We start from the raw sequence: 25,579 nt of genomic DNA, 5'->3' as shown, positions 1-25,579 counted from the left end.
CAGGGGCTTGCGTGGGTGCGTCAGTCTTTCTTCAGCTTCGGATTAGGAAAAAACTGTACCGCCTGCACCTTCGGATCCGGCGCTTTCAACGCCGACGTATTGACCCGCGTGCCCAACTCCTTGGGCACCGACAAACCTTGATCATTCAGCGTATCGGTATACCCGCAAGCCACGCATTCGCGGTGCGGGACGCTGTCCTCGGTCCACATCTTGAGCTTGTCCGGCTCGCTGCACGCCGGGCAAACCGCCCCGGCGATAAATTGTTTTTTGGTGATCACAGGCCCGTCACTCATGCTGCCGCGCCCTCACTCAGGCCGCTGTGGCGCAAGAGTGCGTCAATCGACGGCGCGCGTCCGCGGAAGTCGACGAACAGCACCATCGGTTCCTGGGAGCCGCCACGCGCCAGGATGGCTTCGCGGAATGCGCGGCCGGTCTCGGCATTGAGCACGCCTTCTTCTTCGAACTTGGAGAAGGCGTCGGCCGACAGCACCTCAGCCCACTTGTAGCTGTAGTAACCCGCGGCATAACCGCCAGCAAAAATGTGCGCAAAGCTGTTGGGGAAACGGTTGTAGGCGGGTGGACGCATCACCGAGACCTCGTCGCGCACCCCTTCGAGCACCTGCGCCACACTGCGTCCGTCGCCATGTGTCGCATGCAATTCGAAGTCGAACAACGAGAACTCCAACTGTCGCACCATCATCAGGCCGGACTGGAAGTTCTTTGCCGCCAGCATTTTTTCCAGCAGGTCCTGGGGCAGCGGCTCACCGGTTTCATAGTGGCCGGAGATCAACGCCAAGCCTTCCGGCTCCCAGCACCAGTTTTCCATGAACTGGCTCGGCAACTCCACCGCATCCCAGGCCACGCCGTTGATGCCGGAAACGCCGGCGTGCTCAACGCGGGTCAGCAGGTGATGCAGGCCGTGGCCGAATTCGTGGAACAGGGTGGTCACTTCATCGTGGGTCAGCAGGGCCGGCTTGCCGCTGTCGGCCGGGGTGAAGTTGCACACCAGGTTGGCCACCGGGCTCTGCAGCACACCGTCGATGGTACGACGGCGGTCACGCGCGCCGTCCATCCAGGCACCGCCACGCTTGTTGGCGCGGGCGTACAGGTCGAAGAAGAAGCGACCGACATGCTGGCCGTTCTCCTTGATTTCGAACAGGCGCACGTCCGGGTGCCAGGTGTCGAAGCCTTTCTGTTCGGCGATTTCAATGCCGTACAGGCGCTGCACGATGGCGAACAGGCCGCTGAGCACTTTGTCGATCGGGAAGTAGGCGCGCAGGGCTTCCTGGGACACGCTGTAGCGTTGCTCACGCAGTTTTTCGCCGTAGAACCCGCTGTCCCAGCTTTGCAAGTCAGCGCAGCCTTGTTCGGCGGCGTAGGCCTTGAGCTGTTGCAGGTCCTGGGCGGCAAACGGTTTGCTGCGCTTGGCCAGGTCACGCAGGAAACTCAACACCTGGTCGCTGGACTCGGCCATCTTGGTGGCCAGGCTCAGTTCGGAGAACGAAGCGAAACCCAGCAGCTTGGCCAGTTCCTGGCGCAGGTCGAGGATCTGTTCCATCACCGGGCCGTTATCGTTCTGACCGGCATTCGGGCCTTGGTCCGACGCCCGGGTGCAATAGGCGGCGTAGACTTCTTCACGCAGGGCGCGGTCCTGGGCGTAGGTCATCACCGCGTAATAGCTGGGGAACTCCAGGGTGATCAACCAGCCGTCGAGGCCTTTGGCCTGGGCAGCGGCGGCCATCTGCGCCTTGGCCGAGTCGGTCAGGCCGGCGAGCGTGGCTTCATCGGTGATGTGTTTGGTCCAGGCCTGGGTGGCATCCAGCAGTTGGTTGGAAAATTTGCTGCCCAGTTCGGAAAGTTTGCTCTGCACTTCGGCGTAACGTTTTTGCTGCTCGGGCGGCAAATCGATACCCGAGAGGCGGAAATCGCGCAGGGAGTGCTCCAGGATAGTTTTTTGCGCCACGTCGAAACCGGCGGCTTCCGGGCTGTTGGCCAGCGCTTCATAAGCCTGGAACAGTTCACGGTTCTGGCCCATCTCGGTCGAATAGGCACTCAATGCCGGCAGGCATGCCTCGTAGGCTTCACGCAGTTCGGCGCTGTTGCATACGGCATTCAAGTGGCTGACCGGGCTCCAGGCGGCGCCCAGGCGGTCGTTGAGTTCGTCCATGGCCAGGACCAGGCCGGCCCATGTCGGATTTTTCCCCTGGCTTTGCAGGATGCCTTCGATGGCAACACGGTTGTCCGCGAGGATCTGTTCAATGGCCGGCTGCACGTGCTCGGCACGGATCGCCGAGAACGGCGGCAGGTCGTAGGACTGCAAAAGAGGGTTGTTCGCGCTCACGGTTGGCACCTTGGCTGAAGAAACGGGTAAGACAAAGATGGGGCCATCTTAATTACAATCAACGCCCACCGCAGCTATCAGCAGAAGAGAGAGAGGCTATCGTGACCCTTCGCACCTATCAGAACCACACGCCAACCCTGGGCGCCGGGGCTTTTGTCGACGTTTCGGCAGTGGTGATCGGCGATGTCGAAATCGGCACCGACAGCTCCGTTTGGCCGCTGACCGTGATCCGTGGCGACATGCACCGCATCCGCATCGGTGCGCGCACCAGCGTGCAGGATGGTTGCGTACTGCACATCACGCACGCGGGGCCGTTCAACCCGGAGGGTTTCCCCCTGCTGATCGGCGACGACGTGACCATCGCCCACAAAGTCATGCTGCATGGCTGCACCGTGGGCAGCCGTATCCTGATCGGCATGGGCAGCATCGTGATGGACGGCGCCGTTGTGGACGACGATGTGATCATCGGCGCTGGCAGCCTGGTGCCACCGGGCAAAAAACTGGACAGCGGTTTTTTGTATGTCGGCAGCCCGGTCAAGCAAATTCGCCCGCTGACGGACAAGGAGCGCGCCTTTTTTACCTACAGCGCCGCGAACTACGTAAAGCTCAAAGACCTGCACCTGGCAGAGGGGTTCGACCAGTGAACCTGCACTATCCGACCGTTTTATTCGACCTCGACGGCACCCTGACCGACCCACGCGAAGGCATCACCCGTTCGATCCAGTACGCCCTCGGCAGACTGGGGATCGATGAGCCTGACTTGACCAAACTGGAACACTTTATCGGCCCGCCGTTGCTGCAAGCGTTCATGCAGTTCTACGGTTTCGACGAGGCGAAGGCGTGGGAGGCGGTGAATTTCTACCGTGAGCGCTTCAAGGTCACCGGGCTGTATGAAAACCGGGTGTTCGACGGGGTTATGCCGTTGCTGGAAGAATTGAACGGCCAGGGACGCCAACTGTACGTGGCCACGTCCAAACCGTGGGTGTTTGCTCGCGAAATTGCGCGGCATTTCGATTTTGCCAGGCACTTCAAAGTGATCTACGGCAGCGAACTGGACGGGACACGCACCAACAAGGTCGAGTTGATTGCGCATTTGATCAGCGAAGAAGGCCTGGACCCGGCGACCACCCTGATGATCGGTGATCGCAAGCATGATCTGATCGGCGCACGCAGCAATGGGCTGGATTCGGCGGCCGTCGGTTATGGGTTTGGTAGTTTCGAAGAGTTGAATGCTGAGGCGCCGACCTGGCATTTTGAGACGTTGGCGCAGATGCATCAGGCGTTTTTGCAGCGGCCCTGAGACCGCCATCGGAGGCAAGTACGCCGATCAAATGTGGGAGGGGGCTTGCCCCCGATGAGCATGGGTATCTACGCAACTTTCAGACCTTGAGAACTCTCCCTGTGGCGAGCGGGCTTGCCCCGCGTTGGGCTGCGCAGCAGCCCTAAAACCTCAGTCCGCGGTCTATCTGAAACAGCGCGGTGATCTTAGTGGGGCTGCTTCGCAGCCCAACGCGGGGCAAGCCCGCTCGCCACAACAGCCCTGTCTGCCGGGGGGGCAGCGTTGAGCCTAAGTTGTGTAGATACCTATGCCCCGATGAGGCCTTACAGATCAACCCCCTTCCAACTGCCTCAACGCAGCCTTGCGCTGCCCCACCGGCAACTCGCCCAGCTTCTCCACCGCCGCATAGAACTTCAGCCAATCCCCGCCTTCCTGCCGAAACAACGCGGCAAACGCCGGCACCCATTGGTCATACAGCCCGAACGGCAACAACCGCGCGTTGTTCATGGGTTGGTTGATCCAGGCGTCATAACGCTTGTCGCCGCCCCACTGGCTGTCGCGCATGCGCTGGTAGTCACTGCGCAAGCGCTCAAATTCCGCCGCTTTGGCCCGCCTCATCAACGCAGCCGACAACGGCTGTGCGTACAAGGCCTCCAGGCGTTTGCGGGTATCAAGAATCAGGCGGATAAACTGATCGCGCTGTTGCAGCGCTGCATCGCTCAAAGGCGCCAGGCCACGGGCGGCGCGCCATTGTCGCGTGCCTTCCTGCTCGACGAAGTTGGCAAAGGACTCATTGAATTCGGTGTCGTCCTTCACATAGAAGCGCTGGTGCGCGAGCTCATGAAAGATCAACGTGGCCAGGCGCTCGTCCCCCCAATTCATCATTGAACTCATGATCGGGTCATTGAACCAGCCCAAGGTGGAATAGGCCTCGACCCCTCCGATCGATACATCCATGCCCTGTTGCTTGAGCAACGCCGCCTCGCCCCGTGCCGCGCCCTGGCTGTAATAGCCGCGATAGGCCACGCAGCCTGCAATGGGGAAGCAATGGTTCTGGGGGGAGAGGGAAAATTCCTCGGTGGCGAAGACATTCCACACGACATAGGGCCGGCCAATATCGGCGTACAGGCGGTAACTCTGATTGTCGGGCAGGTGCAGATGCTGGCTGGCGAAGGTGCGGGCCTTCTGCGCTTGTGCAAGGCGGTCGCGCAATGATTGCGGGCGAGAGGGATCAGCAATGACCTGCGCCACCGGCTCCCGGGCCTGCAATAACTGCCACTGGCCAGTCGCCAACTGGCTGTAATAACTGACACTGGAGCAACCGCTGAGCAGCCCCACCAACAACCCCGGAAGAAAACGCCTGACCATGCCCCGACTGCTCCTGGGTAATTTGCTCGCCAGCCTATCGCGCCAGCACGGAATTTTTCCATGCCTGGGCATGTTTATACTCATGGGGAGTCTGTTGCCATCGACAGCAGGCTCATACCTTTTCTTTCGTTGAGTGCCTGCCATGCGTCCGCTATTGCTTACCGTCGCCGCCCTGTTTCTCAGCGCCTGTGCCTCGACGCCCATCCCGCCGGTCGACCCCAAACAGGCCTGGGTCGATTTCGCCACGCCGACACCGGGCGCAAAACTGGTGATGGCCCAGCGACTGGACGGCAAGAACCTTCCGGACGGACGCTTCTTCCAGGTGCCGCCGGGCAGTCATGAGTTGATGGTGCGCTTTGATTTCGAGGTGCCGACCGGCGGCAGCCTCAATGGCTTTGGGCAAACGAGCGACCGTACCTGTTTCATCACCCTGCAGTATGACCATTTCGAGGCCGGCCAACGTTATCGCCTGGAAGGGCGCTCATTGGCCTTCACGCCGAATATCCGGCTGTATAACGCCGCTCGCCAATTGCTGGCTGAAGAACGCAGCGTCAACTGCCTGTGATCAGTCGTTATTTTTCTGATAGATGATGCGCTTGGTGCCGTTTTCGCACTTACCGACAATCATCGCGCTGTCATGATTCTTGGCTTCTTCGGCGGTGATGATTTCCAGGGTGTAGGACGGAATCGCCTTGGCCTGGATATTCACTTCGATCTCTTTCCTGAGCTCTTCACAATCTTTTGGAGCGGCCACGGCCGATGTGGCCAGCACAGCGCAGATGATCGCCAAGGCAAAACGTTTCATGTGTGAAGCTCCCTGAATGCATGCGCACGGGTGTGCGCCTAAGGCTGCATAGGCTATAGGACCACATCGGGGAAACACGAGTTCTGATTTAACGCACAACTGAATGTGGGAGGGGGCTTGCCCCTCTCACATTTTTAAGACGGTGTCAGTTGACCAGCGTGGCATCCAGGCTGATTTTCGCATTCAGCACCTTGGACACCGGGCACCCTTCCTTGGCCTTTTTGCTCAATTCATCGAACTGCGCCTGGCTGGCGCCGGGGATCTTGGCCTTGAGCACCAGGTGCACGGCGGTGATCGCAAAGCCGCCCTCGACCTGGTCCAGGGTCACTTCGGCCTGGGTGTCGATGCTGTCAGCCTTGAGCCCGGCGTCGCCCAGGATCATGGAAAAGGCCATGGAGAAACAGCCGGCGTGGGCCGCACCAATCAGTTCTTCAGGGTTGGTGCCCTTGCCGCCTTCGAAACGGGCCTTGAAGCCGTAGGGCGCTTCGCGCAGTACGCCGGTTTCCGTAGAAATGGAACCCAAGCCAGTCTTCAGATCACCTTCCCAATGCGCGGATGCTTTTTTAACGATACTCATAGCTGTCTCCTCGAACGTGGTTTTGCGTCAGTAAGGGTTCTGAGGATAGTCGCCCCTGCAAAGTTCATCTTGTCGGAGAAACCTAGCGATTTAGTAGGAAATTTCACCCTCGCTATTGAATCTCGGGTATATGCCCTCATTGCATAGAACATGCACATGAAGCGGCAGGTTTTGGTTCGTCTAAAAAGCCTGCGCCCCCCATTTGGAGAAGCAGGCTTATGAAATCGCTGTCCGACGTGAAGTTCTCAACCCTCGACCTAGTGCCCGTACGGGCCAACGGCAGTCCGGCGCAGTCACTGCGCAACTCCCTGGACCTGGCCCAGCACGTGGAAAAATTCGGCTACCACCGTTTCTGGGTGGCGGAACACCACAATATGGACGGTATCGCCAGTTCGGCGACCTCGGTACTGCTGGGCTACCTGGCCGGTGGCACCTCGACCATCCGCGTCGGCTCCGGTGGCGTGATGCTGCCCAACCACGCGCCGCTGGTGATCGCCGAGCAGTTCGGCACCCTGGAAAGCCTCTACCCCGGGCGTATCGACCTGGGCCTGGGCCGCGCTCCCGGCTCCGACCAAATGACCGCCCGCGCCCTGCGCCGTGAGCGCTCCGGCAGCGCCGACGACTTCCCGGAAGATGTGGCCGAACTGATGGCCTACCTGGGCCCACGCACCCCCGACCAACGGGTGATCGCCGTACCGGGCACCGGTACCAACGTGCCGGTCTGGCTGCTGGGTTCCAGCCTGTTCAGCGCGCAACTGGCGGGGGAGCGCGGTTTGCCCTACGCCTTCGCCTCCCATTTCGCACCGCGCCTGATGCATGAGGCGATTCGCGTGTACCGCAACCACTTCAAGCCTTCCGCCGTGCTCGACAAGCCCTACGTGATGCTCGGCATTCCGCTGGTGGCCGCGGATACGGATGAACAAGCCGATTACCTGGCCACTTCGGTGTACCAGCGCATCCTGGCGCTGATGCGCGGGCAGAGCCTGGTGCAGCGCCCACCGGTGAAAACCATGGATGGCCTGTGGCTGCCCCATGAAAAAGACGCGGTCGGCAGCTTCCTCGGCCTGGCGATGGTGGGCAGCCCGGCGAAGATCCGCGCCAAACTGGAGGTGTTGATCGAACAGACCGGCGCCGACGAATTGATCTTCACCTGCGACCTGTACGAGCACGCCGACCGGATTCATTCCTACGAACTGCTGGCGCAGTTGATGAAGGGCTAAACCCCAGGCGAAAAAAAAACCGACGCACCTGCGTCGGTTTTTTATGTCCGGAGCACGGGATTAACCGCGCTTGTAGACGATTTCCTTGGTGCCACCTTCGCAGGTGCCGACCACTTTTTCGGACGAGGCGCCTTTATCCACCACTTCCAGCGAATAATGCTGAACGCCTTTCGCATCCAACTTTGCTGCAATCTCGCTTTTCAGCTCTTCACAAGGCTTGCCCGCCGCCAGGGCTGTGCCCGCCATGCTCAACAAACCTACCGCCAACAGGAACTTCTTCATCCGTTACTTTCCTTGCGCTGATCGAAAAGAGCATGCCGATGCTTGTCGCATCGGCCCCCATTGTTTGTAGCGCAGGTTATGGCAATCGGCCAGCCGGCAAGTTCAACCGACTCGATCAACTACTGGCAATTCGGAACCCCACCTTCAGCGTCACCTGGAAGTGCGCGGCCTTGCCGTCCTTGATATGGCCACGGGTTTCCGTCACCTCGAACCACTCCAGGTGCTTGATGCTCTTGCTGGCTTCGGCCAGGGCGTTGTTGATCGCATCTTCGATGCTGGTGGTCGACGAGCCGACCAATTCGACTTTCTTGTAGGTGTGGTGATCAGACATGGGGTTTCTCCTGAGAATGGTCAATAAAGCCTAGCAGTCAATGTTCATACTGCTTCTGGCGACCATTACGGCCTGAAAGTTCAGATTTACTGCACTTTCTGAAACCGGCGCAGTCGGTATCTACACACGCCACTCAATCACTTCAGGAGAGTCCACATGGCCAACACTTCTTTACGCAAAGCGTCGCTGGAAAGCATGGAAGCCGAGATTTCGAGCCTGCTCAAGTCCCTTGAGAGCCTCAAGGATGATGCGTCCGATGAGTCGCGCAAAACCCTGAAGGCCCTGAAAAGCAACGCCGAGAATGCCCTTAAGCACTCGCGCCACCTGATCAGCGACGCCTACGAAGAAAGCAAAGTCAAAATCCGCGAAACCGGTGTCGCCACCCGCGACTACGCACAAGAGCACCCATGGACCACCGCCGGCGTTGCCGTTGGCGCACTGGGCCTGCTGGCGGCTTACCTGCTGTGCAAGCGCGGTGACTGATACGCCGGCTAGCCCGGTTGGCGCAACAGCTCAGCCTTGAGCCACTGCGCCAGCTGCCGAGCGCGCCCGTCTGCGGCGCGCTTGGGCAGCCACAATGCCAGGTGCGCCGGGGTTTCACTGAACCCCCACGGCGCTACCAGGCGACCCGCTCGCAGGTCCTCTGCCACCAGCGGTTGCGGCGCAATGGCCACCCCCAGCCCAGCCACTGCCGCCTCCAGCAAATAATACAAATGCTCAAACCCTTGCCCGAGCTTCAATGCTCCTGGCTCGATGCCGTGCTGCTGCGCCCAACTCGGCCAGGCTTGCGGGCGCGAGGTGGTGTGCAACAGTGCTTCACCGCACAGCGCCGAGGCGGGCGCTTGGCGCAAGCGCTCGTAACCGGCGAAACGCGGGCTCATTACCGGGCCGATGCGCTCGCTGGCCAGCTCATACACCTGCATATCCGCCGGCCACGGTGGCTCGGCAAATACCAATAGGGCGTCCAGCCCGGGCCGCCGCGGGTCGAGATCGCCTTCGCCGGCCGACAAATGCAGGCGCAAGTCGGGCAGGTCGGCATTCAAACGGCCCAAGCGAGGAATGAACCAGCGCGCCAGCAAACTGCCGGAACAGCCGAGCACGAACGGGGCATCGGCGCTGCTTTGCGTGAGTTCGGCGCACACATCCCGCAACCGCTCGAACGCCTCGGCACTCGCATCCCGCAGGCGAACACCGGCATCTGTGAGTTTGAGGCCGCGTCCATCCTTGACGAACAGGCTGACACCCAAATGTTCCTCCAGCACTTTCAGCTGACGGCTGACCGCACCGTGGGTCACATGCAACTGCTCGGCCGCCTGGCTGACGCTGTTGAGGCGGGCGGTGGCTTCGAATGCGCGCAAGGCATTGAGGGGGGGGAGGTCTCGGCTCATCTGTGAGTTTTCCTGACAGGTTGCGTCGATCTTATCGGTTTTCAGCGTCAGGCGTCAGGGGTAGAGTGGCCGTCATTGTTTCTTACACACCTTCTTTCCAGGAGCGTCCCATGACTCAGTCCCAGACCGATCTGCGCAACGGCCCCGACGCCAATGGCCTGTTCGGCGCATTCGGCGGCCGCTACGTGGCCGAAACCCTGATGCCGTTGATCCTCGACCTGGCCCGCGAATACGAAGCGGCCAAGATTGATCCGGCGTTCAATGAGGAATTGGCCTACTTCCAGCGCGACTACGTGGGCCGTCCAAGCCCGCTGTATTTCGCCGAGCGCCTGACTGAGTTCTGCGGCGGCGCCAAGATCTACCTCAAGCGCGAAGAGCTGAACCACACCGGCGCGCACAAGATCAACAACTGCATTGGCCAGATCCTGCTGGCGCGGCGCATGGGCAAGAAGCGCATCATCGCCGAGACCGGCGCCGGCATGCACGGCGTGGCCACCGCCACCGTGGCCGCGCGCTTCGGCCTGCAATGCGTGATCTACATGGGCACCACCGACATCGAGCGCCAGCAGGCCAACGTGTTCCGCATGAAACTGCTGGGCGCTGAGGTGATCCCGGTGGTCGCCGGCACCGGCACCCTGAAAGACGCGATGAACGAAGCCCTGCGCGACTGGGTCACCAACGTCGACGACACCTTCTACCTGATCGGCACCGTGGCCGGCCCGCACCCCTACCCGGCGATGGTGCGTGATTTCCAGGCCGTGATCGGCAAGGAAACCCGCACCCAGCTGCAAGCCCAGGAAGGCCGCCTGCCCGACAGCCTGGTGGCATGCATCGGTGGCGGCTCCAACGCGATGGGCCTGTTCCACCCCTTCCTGGATGACACCAGCGTCGAAATCATCGGCGTCGAAGCGGCCGGCCACGGCATCGAAACCGGCATGCATGCCGCCAGCCTCAACGGCGGCGTACCGGGCGTGCTGCACGGCAACCGCACGTTCCTGTTGCAGGACGACGACGGCCAGATCATCGACGCCCACTCGATTTCCGCCGGCCTCGACTACCCCGGCATCGGCCCTGAACATGCCTGGTTGCACGACATCGGCCGCGTCCAGTACACCTCGGTGACCGACCACGAAGCGCTCGACGCCTTCCACAAATGCTGCCGCCTGGAAGGGATCATCCCCGCCCTGGAAAGCGCCCACGCCCTGGCCGAAGTGTTCAAGCGTGCGCCAACCCTGCCCAAGGATCACCTGATGGTGGTCAACCTGTCCGGCCGTGGCGACAAAGACATGCAGACCGTGATGCACCACATGGAACAGTCCCAGCAGGAGAAACACTAAATGAGCCGCCTGCACACTCGCTTTGCGCAACTCAAGGAACAAAACCGCGCCGCCTTGGTGACCTTCGTCACCGCTGGCGACCCGGGTTATGACACCTCCCTAGCGATTCTCAAGGGTTTGCCGGCTGCCGGCGCCGATGTCATCGAACTGGGCATGCCGTTCACCGACCCGATGGCCGACGGCCCCGCCATCCAACTGGCCAACATCCGTGCGCTTGAGGCCAAGCAGAATCTGGTGAAAACCCTGCAGATGGTGCGTGAGTTCCGTAAAGACAACCACGACACTCCGCTGGTGCTGATGGGTTACTTCAACCCGATCCACAAATATGGGGTGCCGAAGTTTATTGCCGACGCCAAGGAAGCCGGTGTGGACGGCCTGATCGTGGTCGACATGCCGCCTGAGCATAACGGTGAGCTGTGCGACCCGGCTCAGGCAGCAGGCATCGACTTTATCCGCCTGACCACGCCGACCACCGACGACGTGCGCCTGCCCACCGTTCTCAACGGCAGCTCCGGCTTTGTGTACTACGTGTCCGTGGCCGGTGTGACGGGGGCTGGCGCCGCCACCCTGGAACACGTCGAAGAAGCCGTGACCCGCCTGCGTCGGCATACCGACCTGCCGATCAGCATCGGTTTTGGTATCCGCACGCCGGAACAAGCCGCGGCCATCGCGCGCCTGGCCGATGGTGTAGTGGTGGGCTCAGCGCTGATCGATCACATCGCCAACGCCAGCAACGATCAACAAGCGATCGATGGGGTATTGAGCCTGTGCGCGGCGCTGTCGGAAGGTGTCCGTAACGCCCGTAAGTAAACGCCATGTAGCCAGAGGTAAAGTTCCTGATACAGAGGAATCAACGCGCGCAATCACGGCCTAAACAGCAAGACCAAGGGATTTCGAACCTCGTTCGAGATCCCTTTTTTTGTATGTGTGCCCTGAGGAATACCCGATGAAAATGCCTAAATCCGTGATTGCCGGTCTTGGTGTGCTGGTGCTTGGCGCCAGCGCCCTGGTGCACGCCGCACCGCCCGACCAGCGCGATGACGACCGTGGCGGCCCGCAAGGCCAGCACGAGCAGCGTGGCGATGACCATCGGGGCCCACCGGACGATCGACGTGGCGGCCCGCCCCGGGACTTCGGCCCCGTGCGCCAGATCATCCATGACAACCACGGCCAGTTCTCCCGGGGCGCGCCGCCGCCGCCCAACGTGCGCCTGGTACGCGGTCAGCCGCTGCCCCGTGGGTACTACGGCGAACGCCTGGACAACCGCGCCCTGGCACGCCTGCCGGTCTACCCAGGTTATGAATGGCGCCGTTCAGGGCCGGATGTGGTGTTGATTGCCGTAGGGACAGGCATCGTCTACGAGATTCTGGACGGTGTGCTCAACTAAGCCTTTCCACAGCCCACTGTAGGAACTAGGCGTCCCCCTCGCTCCTACAGTTAAACGGTTGCGTTAAAGCTCGATGCGTTCGACTTTGCCTACGAGCAATATGTAGGAAAGTGCCCCAAGCAACGCCAGCACCGCGATGTAGGTAATCGCCGGTGCAAACGAATCCCCGCTGGCCAGGAAGCCAATTACGATCGGTGTGGCAATCGCCGCCAGGTTGCCGATGAAGTTAAATACCCCACCGGTCAGCCCCAACAAGCGCGCAGGTGCCAGGGTCGACACCAGCGACCAGGTAATCGACGCCAAGCCATTGCCAAAGAACGCCACCGCCAGGAACGCAATCACCCACGCCGTCGAATCCACATAGTTGGCGCCAATGATCGCCGTGGAAATCAGCAGCCCGCCAATGATCGGCAATTTGCGTGCAAACCCTACCGACGCCCCCCGGCGAATCAGCCAGTCGGAAAAAATCCCGGAACACAGCACACCCACGAACGCCGCCAGGAATGGCAACGACGCGAGCAGGCCGGACTTGATGAAGTCCATACCGCGATATTTCACCAGGTAGGTCGGGAACCAGGTCAGGAAGAACCACAACGTGGAGTTCAGGCAGAACTGGCCGAGGTAGATGCCCCAGAGTTTGCGCTTGCTCAGCACAATCCCCAGGTCGACCCAACTGAACGGTGCCTTGACCGCTTTCGCCTGCATATCCACCAAACCGCCGCCTTCACGGATCAGCTCGATCTCGGCCACGTTGGCGCCTTTAAAATCCTTAGGCTCGCGATACACCGCGTACCAAACCAGCGCCCACAGAATGCCCACGCCACCGGTGGCGACAAACACCATATGCCAGCCGAATGCGTGCTGCAGCCAGGCCAATACCGGCGTGAGGAACGCCAGCCCGACAAATTGCCCGGAGGTATAGACGCCAATCGCAGTGGCCCGCTCGCGCTCAGGAAACCAGGTAGTGACCACGCGGCTGTTGATGGGATACGCCGGGGCTTCCAGGGCACCCACCGCCATGCGCAGGACGAACAGCGCGATAAAGCTGGCGGCGAAGCCCAGCATCACGGTGGCAATCGACCACAGCAGCAGGGCCGCCGTGTAGAGAATGCGCGGCGGCACGCGGTCGACCAACCAGCCGCCGGGGATCTGCATGGCGGCGTAAGTCCAGCCGAACGCGGAGAAAATCAACCCGACATGCACCGGGTCGATGCCCAGCTCGCTGGTCAACGCCGGGGCGGCAATCGACAGGTTGCTGCGGTCGAGGTAGTTGATCACCACGGTGATAAACAGCAGCACCATGATGAAAAAACGCTTTCTGGTAGGCGTGACTAAAGAAGCCTGCCCGGTGAAGGATTCAGGGTGCATGGGGGTTGCCTCTTCTTATGTTTATTGAGGACTGAAACTGAGCTGACTGAAGAAATCGGATCAACATGTGGGAGGGGGCTTGCCCCCGATAGCGGTGTGTCAGCTAGCACATCCATAGCAGGCAGACTGCAATCGGGGGCAAGCCCCCTCCCACATTTTTTGATCGCATTGATTCAGTCAGAGGCTGTTACCACTCGGCAAAGCTGCCATCGGCATGACGCCAGATCGGGTTGCGCCAGCGGTGGCCGATGGCCGCGCGCTCGATCACGTATTCCTCGTTGATCTCGATGCCCAGGCCCGGCCCGTTGGGGATCTTCACGAAGCCCTGGTCATAGTCGAACACGCCCGGATCGCGCACGTAGTCGAGCAGGTCGTTGCTCTCGTTGTAGTGAATGCCCAGGCTCTGCTCTTGGATAAACGCGTTGTAGCAAACCGCGTCCAGTTGCAGGCACGCCGCGAGGGCTATCGGGCCCAACGGGCAGTGCAGGGCCAGGGCCACGTCGTAGGCTTCGGCCATGTTGGCGATCTTGCGGGTTTCGGTAATACCGCCGGCATGGGAAGCGTCCGGCTGGATGATGTCGACATAGCCTTCGCTGAGCACACGCTTGAAGTCCCAACGCGAGAACAGGCGCTCGCCCAGGGCAATCGGCGTGCTGGTCAGCGGTGCGAGTTCTTTTAGCGCTTCATAGTTTTCGCTGAGCACCGGCTCTTCGATAAACATCAGTTTGTACGGGTCCAGTTCCTTCATCAGCACCTTGGCCATGGGCTTGTGCACGCGGCCATGGAAGTCGACGCCAATGCCCACGTTAGGGCCGACGGCATCGCGCACGGCGGCGACGTTGGCCAGGGCCAGGTCGACCTTTTCAAAGCTGTCGACGAACTGCAATTCTTCGGTGCCGTTCATTTTCACCGCAGTGAAGCCACGGGCCACGGCTTCTTTGGCGGCGCGGGCGGTGTCGGCGGGGCGATCGCCGCCGATCCATGAATACACGCGGATCTTGTCGCGCACCTGACCGCCCAGCAGGTCGCTGACCGACACCCCCAGGGCTTTGCCCTTGATGTCCCACAGCGCCTGATCGATGCCGGCCAAAGCGCTCATATGCACGGCGCCGCCGCGATAGAAGCCGCCGCGGTAGAGCACGGTCCAGATGTCTTCGATATTGCGTGGGTCCTTGCCGATCAGGTAATCGGACAGTTCCTCGACCGCCGCCGCCACGGTGTGGGCGCGGCCTTCGACCACGGGTTCGCCCCAGCCGGTCACGCCTTGGTCGGTTTCAATCTTGAGGAAGCACCAGCGCGGTGGAACGATAAAGGTCGTCAGTTTGGTGATTTTCATCTTCTTATCTCTCTTGTCGATGCAGCGCCAAGGCGCAAAGCTTGCGATCAGTTCAGGGCATCAATTCAGCGCGTTCCAGGCCGCGACATAGGCTTGGGCACTGCTCGCCACCTGGTCCACGGACATGCCCGGCTTGAACAACCCCGAGCCGAGGCCAAAGCCCCTGGCGCCTGCGTCGAAATACACCTGCATGTTGTCCGGGGTCACGCCACCTACCGGCAGCAACAGCGTGTCCGCCGGCAAGACCGCCAGCCACGCCTTGATCACCGCCGGCCCCATTTGCTCGGCCGGGAACAGCTTCAACACATCCGCACCTTCGGCCAGCGCGGCAAACGCCTCGGTCGGGGTCGCAACGCCGGGCGACAGGTACAGGCCCGCGGCTTTCGCGGCGCGCAGCACCTTGGCATCGCTGTGCGGCATCACGATCACCTGGCCACCGGCGGCCTTGACCTGTTCGACCTGCTCGGGCGTCAACACCGTGCCGGCGCCGATCAGGCAATCGTCGGGCAGGCTGTCGCGCAGGGTGCGGATGCTGGTGTAAGGGTCGGGTGAGTTGAGCGGAACTTCGATTACCCGGAACCCGGCCTCGTACAGCACCTGGCCGACCGCCTCGGCTTCGTCTGGGCGCAGGCCGCGCAGGATGGCGATCAAACCGTTGTGTGCAAGTGCTTGCTTGAGCATGTCAGGCCTCCAGGGCAGGTTGAATGAGCCCCGCCGCCAGCGCCAGTTGCCATAGGCCGCGCTCGGTGGCTTCCTGCGCCAGGCTGACGTGGGCGAAGTCGCAGAGCGCGAGGGCGCGTTGATAGCGGGCACAGAGTGGCGCGGCACCGACGAGGATGATCGGCGTGTGTTTGGCGCCAGCCGGCAAGCCAGCGAGTTCATGACCGATCAGCAGGCCGGAGAGGTAATCGGGTTGCTGCTCTGCGCCGAGTTCAGCGGTCAGCCCCAGGGTGCGTGCACTGAACAAGGTCGACAGCACCCCGCGCTGACCGTCCGACGAGCGCGCAACCTGCACACCTCGGTCGAAGGCGTCGGCCTGGAAATGCTCGGGGGTCTTCTGGGTGCGGCCGAGAATGCTGTGCTTGCTCAGCACCGCGAACAGCTCGCCGGTCATGAAGGTGTCGAAGTGGGTGATGCAGCCGTCGGCGACCTCGACCCATTTGGAATGGCTGCCGGGCAGGCCGATCAATAACTCACCACCGGCCCGCAGGTTTTGCAGCACGCCCAGCACCTGGGTTTCTTCGCCGCGCATCACATTGGGCAAGCCGACCTGTTCGATAACGCCGGGCACGATATACACATCGACACCGCGCAGGCTGCGTACGCGGTGCAATGCCTGGCCCAGGCTGGCGACATCGACAGGGGTATTGCGATAGGCCGCCTCGCTCCAGCCCTGGGCGCTGCCGACCATGCCACAGGCAATGACCGCAAGGGTCGGTTGAGCATCGAGCCAATCACCGCAGGCGGCATCGAATGCCAACTCGAAGCCATTGCTGCAGCGTGTGCCAGCGATGTCCCGTGGCTCAACGGGCAAGTGCATGATCCCGAACGCCAGCGAGCGCTGTTCGAGCACGACGCCAGCCGGGCCAAGTTTATAAGCACGAAGGGAGCTGGTCCCCCAGTCGAGCGCGATCAATTGCGCCTGCATCGCTTCACCTGAAATGAGTGGGTGCTGAAAAAAGCAGATGGGGCGAATATAAACCTATGCTGGCGAATATCTCAATATATAAATATCAGTCCCATATAGTGAGACGAAGCAATGTGAATCCCAAGACTTCCGCGCCTGGTAACAAGCAGGAAGAAATCGGTTTATCGGGGAAGGGAAGTTAAAAACCCGACAGATCCAGCTCGCGCATCGCGCCCATCCAGATCGCGTAGTCGGTGTGGTCCTTCAGGTCATTGCCGGTGTCCGGGTGCAGGAACACCACCAGGCCATTGCGATTGAGCGCCAGCCACGGCAGCACCACACCGATGTATTCCGGGTCGAACGCCAGTTGGCAGCTCCAGTCCGGGTGCGGGCCGACCGGCCGCTCATGCACACGGCCCATGTGCAGCGGGAACAGCCTGGCGGCGTCCTCACAGAACTGGCGCGCCTGGTCAAGGGTGCTGGCGTCGAAGTAGACATGGGCGTGGTAGCCCTTGATACGTTGCATGGCGAAATCCGCGTCCAATGTGCGGCAAATCCTAGACCGCAATCGACGGCAGGGCCAGCCCGGTCAACGACTGTGCGCTGCTCGCCTGTTCCGCCAGCAACCAGTCGACAAAACGTTCCACCAATTGGCCCCGTCGTTTGCGCTGGGGTTGCACCACGTAATAGCCGAAGCGCGAGATCACCGTGTCGCTGATCGGCCGGCACAGCCACTTCTGTTCCAGCAGGTTATCGACCAGGTGACGCCAGCCGATGGCTACTCCCTGGCCAGCAATCGCCGCCTGGATCAGCAGGGTGTAGTTATCAAAGCGCAATTGGCCAGGGGTCGGAGCGCGGGTAATGCCCAGCTCGCGAAACACGCCGCTCCAGTCGAACCATTGGCTGTTGTTTTCCTGGCGCAGGTGCAGCAGGGGATAGTCCGGCAAATTCTGCACCGTCAATGGCGTGGCCTGGTCCCTGAGCCACTGCGGGCTGCACACGGGGAATACTTCTTCGTTGAACAGCCACAGGCTGTCGCCCTGCTTGAAACGGCCATCGCCGAATAACACTGCCACGTCGATGTCGCTACGCAGGGTCGCATGGTTGCGCTCACTGGTGACCAGGCTCACATCCACCTGGGGGTTGGCCGCGTGGAAGCGATGCAGGCGCGGCATCAGCCAGTAGGCGGCGAAGGCGAAGTCGGTGGCCACTTGCAGCACTTCATGCTGGTCCTGCTGGGTGATCAGGCTCAGGCCGTGATTGATGGCTTGCAAACCGCCTTGCACATGCTCGAACAGCAGGGCGCCGGCATCGGTCAGTTCGATGCCACGGTAGATGCGATCAAACAGGCGGATCGCCAGTTGTTCTTCGAGACGCTTGATCTGTTGGCTGATGGCGGGCTGGGTAGTGCCCAGCTCTACCGCGGCAGCAGTAAAGCTGCGATGGCGCGCCGCCGCCTCGAACGCACGCAGCAGGTCGAGGGATACATCGCCGAGGGCTTCATACATAAGCTGTGCTTATCCTAGACATTGCCTTTCATGGGCTTTACCCCATTTTGCATGGGCTGCATGCTCATTCGCATAAACACCGCCTATGGAATGCCGAAGACCCATGAAGCGCAAGAACATTCTTTTCATCATGGCCGATCAAATGGCCGCGCCGCTGCTTCCGTTCTACGGATCTTCCCCGATCAAACTGCCGAACCTGAGCCGCCTCGCGGCGCAAGGCGTGGTGTTCGACGCCGCCTATTGCAACAGCCCGCTATGTGCACCGTCGCGCTTTACCCTGGTCAGCGGCCAGTTGCCGAGCAAGATTGGCGCCTATGACAACGCGGCCGATTTTCCCGCCGATGTGCCGACCTACGCCCACTACCTGCGTCGCCTGGGCTACCGCACCGCGTTGTCGGGCAAGATGCACTTCTGCGGCCCGGACCAGTTGCACGGCTACGAAGAGCGCCTGACCAGCGACATCTACCCGGCCGACTATGGCTGGGCGGTGAACTGGGACGAACCCGACGTACGACCCACCTGGTACCACAACATGTCATCGGTGCTGCAAGCCGGCCCGTGTGTGCGTACCAACCAGCTGGATTTCGATGAAGAGGTGGTGTTCAAGGCCCAGCAGTACCTGTTCGACCATATCCGCGAGGCCGGTGACCAGCCGTTCTGCCTGACCGTGTCGATGACCCATCCTCACGACCCGTACACCATTCCCAAGCCGTTCTGGGACCTGTACGACGACAGCGACATCCCTTTGCCTGCGACGCCCGCCCAGGCCGATCTCGACCCGCACTCCCAACGCCTGCTCAAGGTCTACGACCTGTGGGACAAGCCGCTGCCGGTAGACAAGATCCGCGACGCGCGCCGTGCTTATTTCGGCGCATGCAGCTACATCGACAGCAATGTCGGCAAGCTCCTGCAAACCCTGGAAGACACCGGGCTGGCCGACGATACGATCATCGTCTTCTCCGGCGACCATGGCGACATGCTCGGCGAGCGCGGCCTCTGGTACAAAATGCACTGGTTTGAAATGGCCGCGCGCGTGCCGCTGCTGGTCAGTGCACCGGGGCAGTTCGCGGCGGGTCGCGTGACCCAGGCTGTCTCCACCGCCGACCTGCTGCCAACCCTGGTGGAACTGGCCGGTGGCGAACTGGACGCGCGCTTGCCGCTGGATGGCCGCTCACTGGTCCCGCACTTACAGGGCAAGGGCGGGCATGACGAAGTGTTCGGCGAATACATGGCCGAAGGCACCATCAGCCCGCTGATGATGATTCGCCGTGGCGCGTACAAATTCATCTACAGCGAAGACGACCCCTGCTTACTGTTCGATGTGCAAAACGACCCGCACGAGCGGAAAGACCTCAGCCAGTCACCGGAACACCGACCACTGTTCGAGGCGTTTTTGAGTGAAGCGCGGGCCAAATGGGACATCCCGGCGATCCACCAGCAGGTGCTCGCCAGCCAACGCCGTCGTCGCCTGGTGTTCGAGGCGCTGACCCAAGGCAAGCTGAAGAGCTGGGATCACCAGCCACTGGTCGACGCCAGTCAGCAATACATGCGCAACCATATCGACCTCGATGACCTGGAGCGCAAGGCACGTTATCCACAACCCTGCCAAACCAATAAATAGACAGAGGGAAGGCCATGCAAAAGTTGACTGCGGTAGTGGGCATGTTGGTGCTGAGTAGCGCCAATGCGTATGCGGACACCAGCTGTGACACGGTAAAAATGGCCGATCCGGGCTGGAGCGACATTGCCGCCACCAATGCCATCACTGGTTTTCTGTTGAACGGCATGGGCTACAAGGTCAAGGTCGACACCCTGGCAGTGCCGATTACCTTTGGCGGGCTCAAGGACGGCCAGGTGGATGTGTTCCTGGGTAACTGGATGCCGGCGCAGCAGGGCTTCTATGACAAGTTCGTGGCCAATGGCGAGGTGGTGCAACTGGCGAAAAACCTCGACGGTACCGAGTTCACCCTCGCCGTGCCGGACTATGTGTGGGACGCCGGGGTGCATGACTTTGCCGACCTGAACAAATTTGCCGACAAGTTCGACAAGAAGATCTACGGGATCGGCTCCGGTGCGCCGGCCAATATCTCGTTGCAGGAAATCATCAAGAAGAATGACTTCGAGCTGGGCCAGTGGAAGCTGATCGAGTCCAGCGAACAGGCAATGCTCGCCGAAGTGTCACGGGCCGTGAAGAAACAACGCTTCGTCACCTTCCTCGGCTGGACACCACACCCGATGAACGTGCAGTTGAAAATGCACTACCTCAAAGGCGGCGAGAAATACTTCGGTGACACCGGCAGCGTGTATACCCTGACCCGTAAAGGGTATGCACAAGCCTGCCCGAATGTTGGAAAGCTGCTGACCAACCTGAGTTTCACCCAGGAGATGGAGAACAGCATCATGGCTGAGGTAGTCAACAACAAGGTCAGCAACGCGGATGCGGCGAAGACGTGGCTCAAGACCAACCCGGCAGTGCTGGAAAAGTGGCTCGATGGCGTGAAAACCGTAGATGGCCAGGATGCGTTGCCAGCGGTAAAAGCCAAACTCTAGATGACACCTCCGCCCTTTGGAGAGGGGTCCCGTGACAGGCTTGCTTGCTCTGACAGGCTGACTTTCTGTGGCAAACGAGCTTGTTGTGGTGATCGGGCTTGTTGTGGCGAGCGGGTTTGTTGTGGCGAGCGGGCTTGCCCCGCGTTGGGCTGCGCAGCAGCCCCAAAACCTGGCAACTCGGTTTGCCTGAAGCGGCGCATTTATCTTGCTGGGGCTGCTTCGCCGCCCAACGCGGGGCAAGCCCGCTCGCCACAGCAAGTGCTTTTCGCTTGAAAGGTGTGACCAGCCTTCTGATTCTTCCTGCAAGATTTTGGGCTGTGCATGAATTTGTCGCTTGCCGCCCGCACCAAAACACCCCCTCAGTTCACACCGAAGGTTAGACCGGGTTTGCTCCGCTTAGAGAGGATGCAGCACCAGAAAATCAGCAATCAGCATTCCCGCCAGATACACCATCAAAATCGCCACACCCGCGTCCAATAAACGCCAGACCTTCGCCGAACGAAACAGCCCCGTCAACATTTGACATCCCAACGCCAAAACCACAAACCACACCAGCGACGCGGTCATCGCTCCGCTGGCAAAGGATGCTTGTTGGCTGACGGGCTTTGCCGCGCCAATAGAGCCAATCAGCACTACGGTATCAAGCCAGGCATATGGGTTGGCAAATCCAAGTATCACCGCCGTGCGCAGCAATCCCCGTTGTGAGGTGAGGTTGCTTTGAGTATCTGGCATCGACTGGTTACGCACGCAAGCCAATAACCGCTGCCAACCGAACCACAGCAGATAGGCCGCTCCCGATAGCAGCAGGAGCGCCACTAGACCTGGCTGGCTGCCGAGCAATGAACCCAACCCCATGACCCCAAGACTGATGAGAATGATATCGGCGAGCACACATACCGCCACCACCCCCCAGACACGACCTCGACTGACACCCTGGCGAATGACCAGGGTGTCCTTTGGCCCAGGAGCGGCGAACAGTCCGATGCCCAAGAGCAGACCTTCGAGATAAAGGGCGTTGAGGTCAGGAATCATGAAGTGCTCGGCCGCCTGAGTATCAGGTCAATTGAAGGGGGTGATTACCGAAACCGGTATGGCGGGCATTGGCGGCGGCTTTCAAGTCGATCGGCTGGTGGCGGAAAAAACCTGTCAGCTCCTGCCCCGCATCAGGGTTGACGAAGTAAATAAGAGAGCTGCGTGGCACTGGTCTTCTAGGAGCCAGAACGGCGTGGTATGCAGCGGGAATCGCGTAGTCTGAGAGCTCAGTCAGTAGCGATCCAGCCAAGATTGCAATCTCATTCTCCAAGAGTCGTACCGGCTCCAGCGAGCTGCCTCGAACCAGAACGAGGCCATCACGAGTAGGTTTGATAAACGACAACAAATGACCATCCTCGTGAGGATCCTGAGCAAACTGGCGCTTATCAGGCCCGTAATTAGCTCCATAGACACACAGTTGCAGATAGGACGCCGCACGCAAAGAGGTCAACGAAGTGGCCCCAAACTCCGCGCAAACCCCGTTCATCAGTTCCTGTGCAAGCTCGCTGATCTGTCTCTCAAAAGCATCAACGGCAACAAAAAACTCACTTCGCGTGAACTCAAAGGATTTTCGTTTTGATGAGTGCGCAGGCCAGTAGCAAAAGCGCTCACACAGATCAGGCTGAGCCTCAATGCTCGAGTACTCTTCGCCAAAGGGGAAAAATCCATCGGTGTCTTTCGCGAAGGAAAACGAGGCCTTGGTGGCTGGTGATATTGCGGAGTATCCATCAACGATTTTTTTGTAATCCAGCAGCATTGCTTCTGATATTTTCAGGGTGCCAAAGCCTGTTTGAGCAACTGATTCACAGCACGCTTTAATGTGGTTCATGGCTATATCCAAAGGTAGATGTAAAGGAATGCAACAAACACTAGGTTCGCAAGCATGCGAGAAACTACGACACTGGATATGACCGGCTAAAAGGGTGCCATCCATGTCCTTCACAACATCGCCAGCAGGTGGCGAGTGTGCATGGTTCAAGACACGTGGCGGCGGACAGGTTGTCTTTTTTGGCGGACAAAGAAATGACGTTCACCTAAAAACGGGAACCGCAAACTTCGTATGAATATAAGAACGCGAGATACCCTCAGGTCACTGGTTGCACGGCGCAGCCGCGAGTTGGGCAAGCCCCTGACTGCGCTGGCCAAGGAAGCAGGAATTTCCAGAACCTACCTGTACGGTCTAGCGGCTGGAGCGTCCAGGGACCCGTCGGTACGCACGCTGATCAAGCTGGCGAAGGCATTGCAGGTTTCTCCCTTGCTGCTGTTTCGCTACTTCGCTGACCTGACAGGCGCGCCCGCTAATGCGTGCTCAATGGCTACCACCAATCGGGCTGCAGGTATTGATGATCCGGAGGACGTTGCGGTGTTCAATGCCGATGTCACGACGCCTGATCAAACCGTCGTGTTGCCAGGGGAAGTTTTTCAGAAAACCTGGGAGATTCAGAACCTGGGCACACGACCCTGGCGCGGGCGACGACTGGTGCGTGTTGATGGGGAATATGTGATTGCCCGCCGCGCAGATCCACAAGGCCAGTTGGAGGTAGTGATGGACATTCATTTGCGTAGCCTGCACAGCGAGCTCCCTATTGCCGATACGCTGCCGGGCCAGCCGGTGCATATCAGTGTGGAGTTTGCAGCACCCAAGGAGACCTGTACGGTGGCTTCAGTCTGGAGAATCGAGGATGAGCAGGGGAAACCTTGTTACGGGCCTGCGTTCATTTTGCATGTGGTGGTTAACGTCATGGCGCGTTGAGCGTCCGGTCGGATTTTTCCTTAGTCAATCCGCGCAAACCGCTCAATCATTGGCTGCTCCCGATGCTCGGCCTGCCACAAGTCGTAGGCGCTTTGCATCGATAGCCATAGCTGCGCAGTACTTACGCCGGCTCTCTCCAACCGGACGGCAAGGTCCGGGCTGACGGGGGCGTGGCCATGCAAGATCCTTGAGAAAGTTTCGCGGGCGAAGCCGAGGCGTCGTGCCATTTCGGTGATAGTAATACCGAGGGCCGGGACTACATCTTCAAGCAGAATTTCGCCCGGGTGAGGTGGGTTGTGCATGGCTATATTGGGCTTAGTGTTCGGACTCATCATGTTTGCCCGTGGTGGGATTTGGACGAAAAAGGCTATAAGAGGCGAGTTCCGAGCAACAACCTGAAAAGCCTGTCGGAGCATTCTGTTCTGCCTGTCGGTAACTTCTGGATCCTACAAACAGTCCTGTCTTGAGCCCCGTATACGTAAGGCTTGGATCGAATGGTTGTCTGAAATTTCTGTAAGTACGGACTCAGCACTTTTGCTGATTGTTGAGTGCTAGCTTTTGACGCTCAACCCCATCAGCAAGGATTCGCAAATGGCCGTCCCTCCCATGCCCCCAGGCGTTTCGCTGCAAGACAATATCGCCCAGGCCAACAACCGCAGGATGCATTTGAAGCCCGGTTCGGCGTTCACCTATTCATGGTTTTATTCACAGGTCAGAGGACGTGGCCCTTGGGATTACAAACAGAAAAGTCGTGAGTACGAGTCGTTCGGTAACTTCAACTATGGCGTTACCGGTACGGTGTTGGGGATTCCGGAAAGCGTGTTATTGAGAGCGGCCGGTGCTGCGCAAAAGGCGGCGGGGACATCTCGAACGGAGTTTGGAGACTGGTGGGGGGATGCGCCTTATGGCGATGACCATAGCGACCAGCACTGGATCAAGGAGGGCATCGAATATGCCAGAGCTCAAGGGTATTAAGTGGTCGGTCCAGGTCTTGCTCAACGGGCTGCTGGTGGTGTGTCTCGGGTACTTGGGCGTTGGTTGGTTGATGAGTCCCGGTACACCAGAGTTGGATGAGGTAGTACTCAAGCATTCCTTGAGTAACGGCAACTCTATTTATGGGGTGCGGAATAGCCAGGGCGGCGCGACAGTGGGCTTTTCCTACAGGTACTACGTCCATAAGGATCTGGGTAATGATCACGAAATACTCACGACATTGGTGTCTACACATCCATTTCTAAAAACCAAGGAGCCTGATGTCCAAGTGAACCAGGTGGATGGAGTCATCCACCTCATTGTTCGTGGGGAGGTTTATGAGTATCGCAGCTACCCGCTTGACGCTTTGGGGGCTGTGAGCATAGACATGAGGCTGTAGGCCTGCTGGCTTCGGATTTTTCCTGCAAGATTTTGGGCCGTGCATGAACTTGTCGCGTGCAGCCCGCGCGCCTAGTCTTCGTCCCGTCATCGCAAAAAACGGTGACACGGACGTGCAAGTCCGACGAAACTGTTTAGGCGTACAAACGCCCTGCCAACCAACGGGCGTTTTTTGTGCTCGCTGCTTTATGGCGGCTGCGCGCAGGAGGTCTTCGGACCTGCTGGGTGTCCTAAACAGGCCCGGTCTTGCACACCTGCGCACGGTCGCCACCCTCATTCGCGTGCAAGCGAACAGTGGCGCTCCTTACTGACTGTTTAGGAGTTTCATCATGATCAAACCTACCCCTAATCCGCCTCTCTTCACCGTAAACCCCCACCAAAACACCGAAACCCTGCTGGTCAACGCCAGCGAAACCCTGTCCTCCCTCAACGCACTCACCTGCAACCTGGCCTTCGACCTGGACACTTCCCAGCGCGCCATCATGCTCGGGATCCAGCAAATGGCCGAGTTGGGGCAGTTGTTGGTGGATCGGGCGCTGGAGCAGGTCAGCCCTTCGCTGGAAAAGGTCCCAAACAGGGACTGATTATTCCCTTTTGGGACCGCTATCTAACAGACACCAATGAGCAAATGTGGGAGGGGCGGTGCGACGATTCGACTTGCCCCCGATGGCTTATTCGACAGTTGGTACATCACTTAGCTGACCCACCCTCATCGGGGG

Annotated in this window: 31 protein-coding genes; 14 read left to right on the top strand and 17 right to left on the bottom strand. The window is 59.9% G+C overall.

Annotated elements, in window-relative coordinates; translation table 11 throughout:
- Positions 1-20 precede the first annotated feature (20 nt).
- Entirely contained in the window at positions 21-293 is a 273-nt protein-coding gene (locus tag ACODSV_RS16720) for a YheV family putative zinc ribbon protein (RefSeq protein ID WP_024072598.1), read from the bottom strand.
- Positions 290-2,341: an oligopeptidase A gene (gene prlC / locus ACODSV_RS16715; RefSeq protein ID WP_150055490.1), complete on the bottom strand. Its 2,052-nt coding sequence runs from the start codon at positions 2,339-2,341 to the stop codon at positions 290-292. The genes ACODSV_RS16720 and prlC overlap by 4 nt, the downstream gene beginning before the upstream one ends.
- A gap of 101 nt (positions 2,342-2,442) precedes the next feature.
- On the opposite strand from prlC, the gene ACODSV_RS16710 reads away from it, so the two are divergent.
- Together ACODSV_RS16710 and ACODSV_RS16705 are read left to right on the top strand one after the other, a co-directional pair.
- Positions 2,443-2,985 carry a gamma carbonic anhydrase family protein gene (locus ACODSV_RS16710; RefSeq protein ID WP_150055489.1) on the top strand — a complete coding sequence of 181 codons (543 nt, stop codon included), beginning with the start codon at positions 2,443-2,445 and terminating at the stop codon, positions 2,983-2,985.
- Positions 2,982-3,641 (top strand): HAD family hydrolase, encoded by a 660-nt coding sequence (locus ACODSV_RS16705; RefSeq protein WP_150055488.1) that lies wholly within the window; start codon positions 2,982-2,984, stop codon positions 3,639-3,641. The genes ACODSV_RS16710 and ACODSV_RS16705 overlap by 4 nt, the downstream gene beginning before the upstream one ends.
- A 309-nt stretch (positions 3,642-3,950) precedes the next feature.
- Here the strand turns inward: ACODSV_RS16705 and ACODSV_RS16700 are convergent, their stop codons facing one another.
- Positions 3,951-4,988 (bottom strand): aminopeptidase, encoded by a 1,038-nt coding sequence (locus tag ACODSV_RS16700; RefSeq protein WP_150055621.1) that lies wholly within the window; start codon positions 4,986-4,988, stop codon positions 3,951-3,953.
- A gap of 142 nt (positions 4,989-5,130) precedes the next feature.
- Here ACODSV_RS16700 and ACODSV_RS16695 point away from each other — a divergent pair, with 142 nt between their 5' ends.
- Positions 5,131-5,553 carry a PA0061/PA0062 family lipoprotein gene (locus tag ACODSV_RS16695; protein WP_024072593.1) on the top strand — a complete coding sequence of 141 codons (423 nt, stop codon included), beginning with the start codon at positions 5,131-5,133 and terminating at the stop codon, positions 5,551-5,553.
- On the opposite strand, the gene ACODSV_RS16690 is transcribed toward ACODSV_RS16695, so the two are convergent.
- Positions 5,554-5,793 carry a DUF1161 domain-containing protein gene (locus ACODSV_RS16690; RefSeq protein WP_150055620.1) on the bottom strand — a complete coding sequence of 80 codons (240 nt, stop codon included), beginning with the start codon at positions 5,791-5,793 and terminating at the stop codon, positions 5,554-5,556.
- A gap of 145 nt (positions 5,794-5,938) precedes the next feature.
- Positions 5,939-6,370, bottom strand: coding sequence for an OsmC family protein (locus tag ACODSV_RS16685; protein ID WP_024072591.1), 432 nt, complete (start codon positions 6,368-6,370; stop codon positions 5,939-5,941).
- A 218-nt stretch (positions 6,371-6,588) separates the two neighbouring features.
- Here ACODSV_RS16685 and ACODSV_RS16680 point away from each other — a divergent pair, with 218 nt between their 5' ends.
- Entirely contained in the window at positions 6,589-7,590 is a 1,002-nt protein-coding gene (locus tag ACODSV_RS16680) for an LLM class flavin-dependent oxidoreductase (protein WP_024072590.1), read from the top strand.
- Positions 7,591-7,650: 60 nt separating this feature from the next.
- On the opposite strand, the gene ACODSV_RS16675 is transcribed toward ACODSV_RS16680, so the two are convergent.
- Both ACODSV_RS16675 and ACODSV_RS16670 read right to left on the bottom strand, forming a co-directional pair.
- Positions 7,651-7,872: a DUF1161 domain-containing protein gene (locus ACODSV_RS16675; RefSeq protein ID WP_024072589.1), complete on the bottom strand. Its 222-nt coding sequence runs from the start codon at positions 7,870-7,872 to the stop codon at positions 7,651-7,653.
- Positions 7,873-7,987: 115 nt separating this feature from the next.
- Positions 7,988-8,203, bottom strand: coding sequence for a dodecin (locus ACODSV_RS16670; RefSeq protein ID WP_003214895.1), 216 nt, complete (start codon positions 8,201-8,203; stop codon positions 7,988-7,990).
- A gap of 156 nt (positions 8,204-8,359) precedes the next feature.
- Here ACODSV_RS16670 and ACODSV_RS16665 point away from each other — a divergent pair, with 156 nt between their 5' ends.
- On the top strand, positions 8,360-8,686 hold the full coding sequence (locus tag ACODSV_RS16665) for an ElaB/YgaM/YqjD family protein (protein ID WP_003170746.1): 327 nt from the start codon (positions 8,360-8,362) through the stop codon (positions 8,684-8,686).
- 8 nt (positions 8,687-8,694) lie between these two features.
- On the opposite strand, the gene ACODSV_RS16660 is transcribed toward ACODSV_RS16665, so the two are convergent.
- Positions 8,695-9,591 (bottom strand): LysR family transcriptional regulator, encoded by an 897-nt coding sequence (locus ACODSV_RS16660; RefSeq protein ID WP_069074934.1) that lies wholly within the window; start codon positions 9,589-9,591, stop codon positions 8,695-8,697.
- 110 nt (positions 9,592-9,701) lie between these two features.
- Between ACODSV_RS16660 and trpB the strand changes: the two genes are divergently transcribed.
- The 3 genes from trpB (at position 9,702) to ACODSV_RS16645 (ending at position 12,315) form a co-directional block, all read left to right on the top strand.
- Positions 9,702-10,928, top strand: coding sequence for a tryptophan synthase subunit beta (trpB, locus tag ACODSV_RS16655; protein WP_024072587.1), 1,227 nt, complete (start codon positions 9,702-9,704; stop codon positions 10,926-10,928).
- Positions 10,929-11,738 (top strand): tryptophan synthase subunit alpha, encoded by an 810-nt coding sequence (trpA, locus tag ACODSV_RS16650; protein WP_024072586.1) that lies wholly within the window; start codon positions 10,929-10,931, stop codon positions 11,736-11,738. It begins immediately after the preceding gene.
- A gap of 136 nt (positions 11,739-11,874) precedes the next feature.
- Positions 11,875-12,315 (top strand): anti-virulence regulator CigR family protein, encoded by a 441-nt coding sequence (locus ACODSV_RS16645; protein ID WP_024072585.1) that lies wholly within the window; start codon positions 11,875-11,877, stop codon positions 12,313-12,315.
- A gap of 63 nt (positions 12,316-12,378) precedes the next feature.
- Here the strand turns inward: ACODSV_RS16645 and ACODSV_RS16640 are convergent, their stop codons facing one another.
- The 6 genes from ACODSV_RS16640 to ACODSV_RS16615 all read right to left on the bottom strand — a co-directional run bounded on the left by ACODSV_RS16640 (position 12,379) and on the right by ACODSV_RS16615 (position 18,154).
- Positions 12,379-13,683 carry an MFS transporter gene (locus ACODSV_RS16640; RefSeq protein ID WP_024072584.1) on the bottom strand — a complete coding sequence of 435 codons (1,305 nt, stop codon included), beginning with the start codon at positions 13,681-13,683 and terminating at the stop codon, positions 12,379-12,381.
- 187 nt (positions 13,684-13,870) lie between these two features.
- Positions 13,871-15,019 carry a galactonate dehydratase gene (dgoD, locus tag ACODSV_RS16635; protein ID WP_010565827.1) on the bottom strand — a complete coding sequence of 383 codons (1,149 nt, stop codon included), beginning with the start codon at positions 15,017-15,019 and terminating at the stop codon, positions 13,871-13,873.
- A 60-nt stretch (positions 15,020-15,079) separates the two neighbouring features.
- Positions 15,080-15,700 (bottom strand): 2-dehydro-3-deoxy-6-phosphogalactonate aldolase, encoded by a 621-nt coding sequence (locus ACODSV_RS16630; RefSeq protein ID WP_150054302.1) that lies wholly within the window; start codon positions 15,698-15,700, stop codon positions 15,080-15,082.
- Between the two features lies 1 nt (position 15,701).
- Entirely contained in the window at positions 15,702-16,667 is a 966-nt protein-coding gene (locus tag ACODSV_RS16625; RefSeq protein ID WP_024072582.1) for a 2-dehydro-3-deoxygalactonokinase, read from the bottom strand.
- A gap of 178 nt (positions 16,668-16,845) precedes the next feature.
- Complete coding sequence (locus tag ACODSV_RS16620) at positions 16,846-17,172, bottom strand: DOPA 4,5-dioxygenase family protein (RefSeq protein ID WP_041161068.1); 327 nt, start codon at positions 17,170-17,172, stop codon at positions 16,846-16,848.
- A gap of 31 nt (positions 17,173-17,203) precedes the next feature.
- Positions 17,204-18,154, bottom strand: a complete 951-nt coding sequence (locus ACODSV_RS16615) for a choline sulfate utilization transcriptional regulator (RefSeq protein WP_150054301.1) — start codon at positions 18,152-18,154, stop codon at positions 17,204-17,206.
- A gap of 103 nt (positions 18,155-18,257) precedes the next feature.
- Between ACODSV_RS16615 and betC the strand changes: the two genes are divergently transcribed.
- Positions 18,258-19,775: a choline-sulfatase gene (gene betC, locus ACODSV_RS16610; RefSeq protein WP_150095515.1), complete on the top strand. Its 1,518-nt coding sequence runs from the start codon at positions 18,258-18,260 to the stop codon at positions 19,773-19,775.
- 14 nt (positions 19,776-19,789) lie between these two features.
- Positions 19,790-20,704: a choline ABC transporter substrate-binding protein gene (choX, locus tag ACODSV_RS16605; protein ID WP_024072578.1), complete on the top strand. Its 915-nt coding sequence runs from the start codon at positions 19,790-19,792 to the stop codon at positions 20,702-20,704.
- 396 nt (positions 20,705-21,100) lie between these two features.
- On the opposite strand, the gene ACODSV_RS16600 is transcribed toward choX, so the two are convergent.
- On the bottom strand, positions 21,101-21,736 hold the full coding sequence (locus tag ACODSV_RS16600) for a LysE/ArgO family amino acid transporter (protein ID WP_150054390.1): 636 nt from the start codon (positions 21,734-21,736) through the stop codon (positions 21,101-21,103).
- A 22-nt stretch (positions 21,737-21,758) separates the two neighbouring features.
- On the bottom strand, positions 21,759-22,565 hold the full coding sequence (locus ACODSV_RS16595) for a 2OG-Fe(II) oxygenase (RefSeq protein WP_150054389.1): 807 nt from the start codon (positions 22,563-22,565) through the stop codon (positions 21,759-21,761).
- A gap of 288 nt (positions 22,566-22,853) precedes the next feature.
- Here ACODSV_RS16595 and ACODSV_RS16590 point away from each other — a divergent pair, with 288 nt between their 5' ends.
- On the top strand, positions 22,854-23,489 hold the full coding sequence (locus ACODSV_RS16590; RefSeq protein ID WP_263398847.1) for an NBR1-Ig-like domain-containing protein: 636 nt from the start codon (positions 22,854-22,856) through the stop codon (positions 23,487-23,489).
- A gap of 20 nt (positions 23,490-23,509) precedes the next feature.
- Here ACODSV_RS16590 and ACODSV_RS16585 read toward each other — a convergent pair whose 3' ends face one another.
- Entirely contained in the window at positions 23,510-23,797 is a 288-nt protein-coding gene (locus tag ACODSV_RS16585; protein WP_041161314.1) for a HigA family addiction module antitoxin, read from the bottom strand.
- 283 nt (positions 23,798-24,080) lie between these two features.
- On the opposite strand from ACODSV_RS16585, the gene ACODSV_RS16580 reads away from it, so the two are divergent.
- The 3 genes from ACODSV_RS16580 to ACODSV_RS16570 all read left to right on the top strand — a co-directional run bounded on the left by ACODSV_RS16580 (position 24,081) and on the right by ACODSV_RS16570 (position 25,444).
- Positions 24,081-24,464 (top strand): polymorphic toxin type 44 domain-containing protein, encoded by a 384-nt coding sequence (locus tag ACODSV_RS16580; RefSeq protein WP_150054387.1) that lies wholly within the window; start codon positions 24,081-24,083, stop codon positions 24,462-24,464.
- Positions 24,442-24,861, top strand: a complete 420-nt coding sequence (locus ACODSV_RS16575; RefSeq protein ID WP_069077205.1) for a hypothetical protein — start codon at positions 24,442-24,444, stop codon at positions 24,859-24,861. The genes ACODSV_RS16580 and ACODSV_RS16575 overlap by 23 nt, the downstream gene beginning before the upstream one ends.
- 328 nt (positions 24,862-25,189) lie before the next feature.
- Entirely contained in the window at positions 25,190-25,444 is a 255-nt protein-coding gene (locus tag ACODSV_RS16570) for a DUF6124 family protein (RefSeq protein WP_150095334.1), read from the top strand.
- The last annotated feature ends 135 nt before the right edge of the window (positions 25,445-25,579 follow it).

It is taken from the genome of Pseudomonas sp. FG86 (assembly GCF_057808775.1).
The sequence above is the reverse complement of the archived record's forward strand: the minus strand, read 5'-3'. Positions and strand labels throughout refer to the sequence as shown.

Bases quoted from the DNA above. Each gene is read 5' to 3' on its own strand.
- ACODSV_RS16720 (WP_024072598.1), bottom strand. From the start codon at position 293: ATGAGTGACGGGCCTGTGATCACCAAAAAACAATTTATCGCCGGGGCG.
- ACODSV_RS16700 (WP_150055621.1), bottom strand. From the start codon at position 4,988: ATGGTCAGGCGTTTTCTTCCGGGGTTGTTGGTGGGGCTGCTCAGCGGT.
- ACODSV_RS16695 (WP_024072593.1), top strand. From the start codon at position 5,131: ATGCGTCCGCTATTGCTTACCGTCGCCGCCCTGTTTCTCAGCGCCTGT.
- ACODSV_RS16690 (WP_150055620.1), bottom strand. From the start codon at position 5,793: ATGAAACGTTTTGCCTTGGCGATCATCTGCGCTGTGCTGGCCACATCG.
- ACODSV_RS16685 (WP_024072591.1), bottom strand. From the start codon at position 6,370: ATGAGTATCGTTAAAAAAGCATCCGCGCATTGGGAAGGTGATCTGAAG.
- ACODSV_RS16680 (WP_024072590.1), top strand. From the start codon at position 6,589: ATGAAATCGCTGTCCGACGTGAAGTTCTCAACCCTCGACCTAGTGCCC.
- ACODSV_RS16675 (WP_024072589.1), bottom strand. From the start codon at position 7,872: ATGAAGAAGTTCCTGTTGGCGGTAGGTTTGTTGAGCATGGCGGGCACA.
- ACODSV_RS16670 (WP_003214895.1), bottom strand. From the start codon at position 8,203: ATGTCTGATCACCACACCTACAAGAAAGTCGAATTGGTCGGCTCGTCG.
- ACODSV_RS16665 (WP_003170746.1), top strand. From the start codon at position 8,360: ATGGCCAACACTTCTTTACGCAAAGCGTCGCTGGAAAGCATGGAAGCC.
- ACODSV_RS16660 (WP_069074934.1), bottom strand. From the start codon at position 9,591: ATGAGCCGAGACCTCCCCCCCCTCAATGCCTTGCGCGCATTCGAAGCC.
- trpB (WP_024072587.1), top strand. From the start codon at position 9,702: ATGACTCAGTCCCAGACCGATCTGCGCAACGGCCCCGACGCCAATGGC.
- trpA (WP_024072586.1), top strand. From the start codon at position 10,929: ATGAGCCGCCTGCACACTCGCTTTGCGCAACTCAAGGAACAAAACCGC.
- ACODSV_RS16645 (WP_024072585.1), top strand. From the start codon at position 11,875: ATGAAAATGCCTAAATCCGTGATTGCCGGTCTTGGTGTGCTGGTGCTT.
- ACODSV_RS16640 (WP_024072584.1), bottom strand. From the start codon at position 13,683: ATGCACCCTGAATCCTTCACCGGGCAGGCTTCTTTAGTCACGCCTACC.
- dgoD (WP_010565827.1), bottom strand. From the start codon at position 15,019: ATGAAAATCACCAAACTGACGACCTTTATCGTTCCACCGCGCTGGTGC.
- ACODSV_RS16630 (WP_150054302.1), bottom strand. From the start codon at position 15,700: ATGCTCAAGCAAGCACTTGCACACAACGGTTTGATCGCCATCCTGCGC.
- ACODSV_RS16625 (WP_024072582.1), bottom strand. From the start codon at position 16,667: ATGCAGGCGCAATTGATCGCGCTCGACTGGGGGACCAGCTCCCTTCGT.
- ACODSV_RS16620 (WP_041161068.1), bottom strand. From the start codon at position 17,172: ATGCAACGTATCAAGGGCTACCACGCCCATGTCTACTTCGACGCCAGC.
- ACODSV_RS16615 (WP_150054301.1), bottom strand. From the start codon at position 18,154: ATGTATGAAGCCCTCGGCGATGTATCCCTCGACCTGCTGCGTGCGTTC.
- betC (WP_150095515.1), top strand. From the start codon at position 18,258: ATGAAGCGCAAGAACATTCTTTTCATCATGGCCGATCAAATGGCCGCG.
- choX (WP_024072578.1), top strand. From the start codon at position 19,790: ATGCAAAAGTTGACTGCGGTAGTGGGCATGTTGGTGCTGAGTAGCGCC.
- ACODSV_RS16600 (WP_150054390.1), bottom strand. From the start codon at position 21,736: ATGATTCCTGACCTCAACGCCCTTTATCTCGAAGGTCTGCTCTTGGGC.
- ACODSV_RS16595 (WP_150054389.1), bottom strand. From the start codon at position 22,565: ATGAACCACATTAAAGCGTGCTGTGAATCAGTTGCTCAAACAGGCTTT.
- ACODSV_RS16580 (WP_150054387.1), top strand. From the start codon at position 24,081: ATGGCCGTCCCTCCCATGCCCCCAGGCGTTTCGCTGCAAGACAATATC.
- ACODSV_RS16575 (WP_069077205.1), top strand. From the start codon at position 24,442: ATGCCAGAGCTCAAGGGTATTAAGTGGTCGGTCCAGGTCTTGCTCAAC.
- ACODSV_RS16570 (WP_150095334.1), top strand. From the start codon at position 25,190: ATGATCAAACCTACCCCTAATCCGCCTCTCTTCACCGTAAACCCCCAC.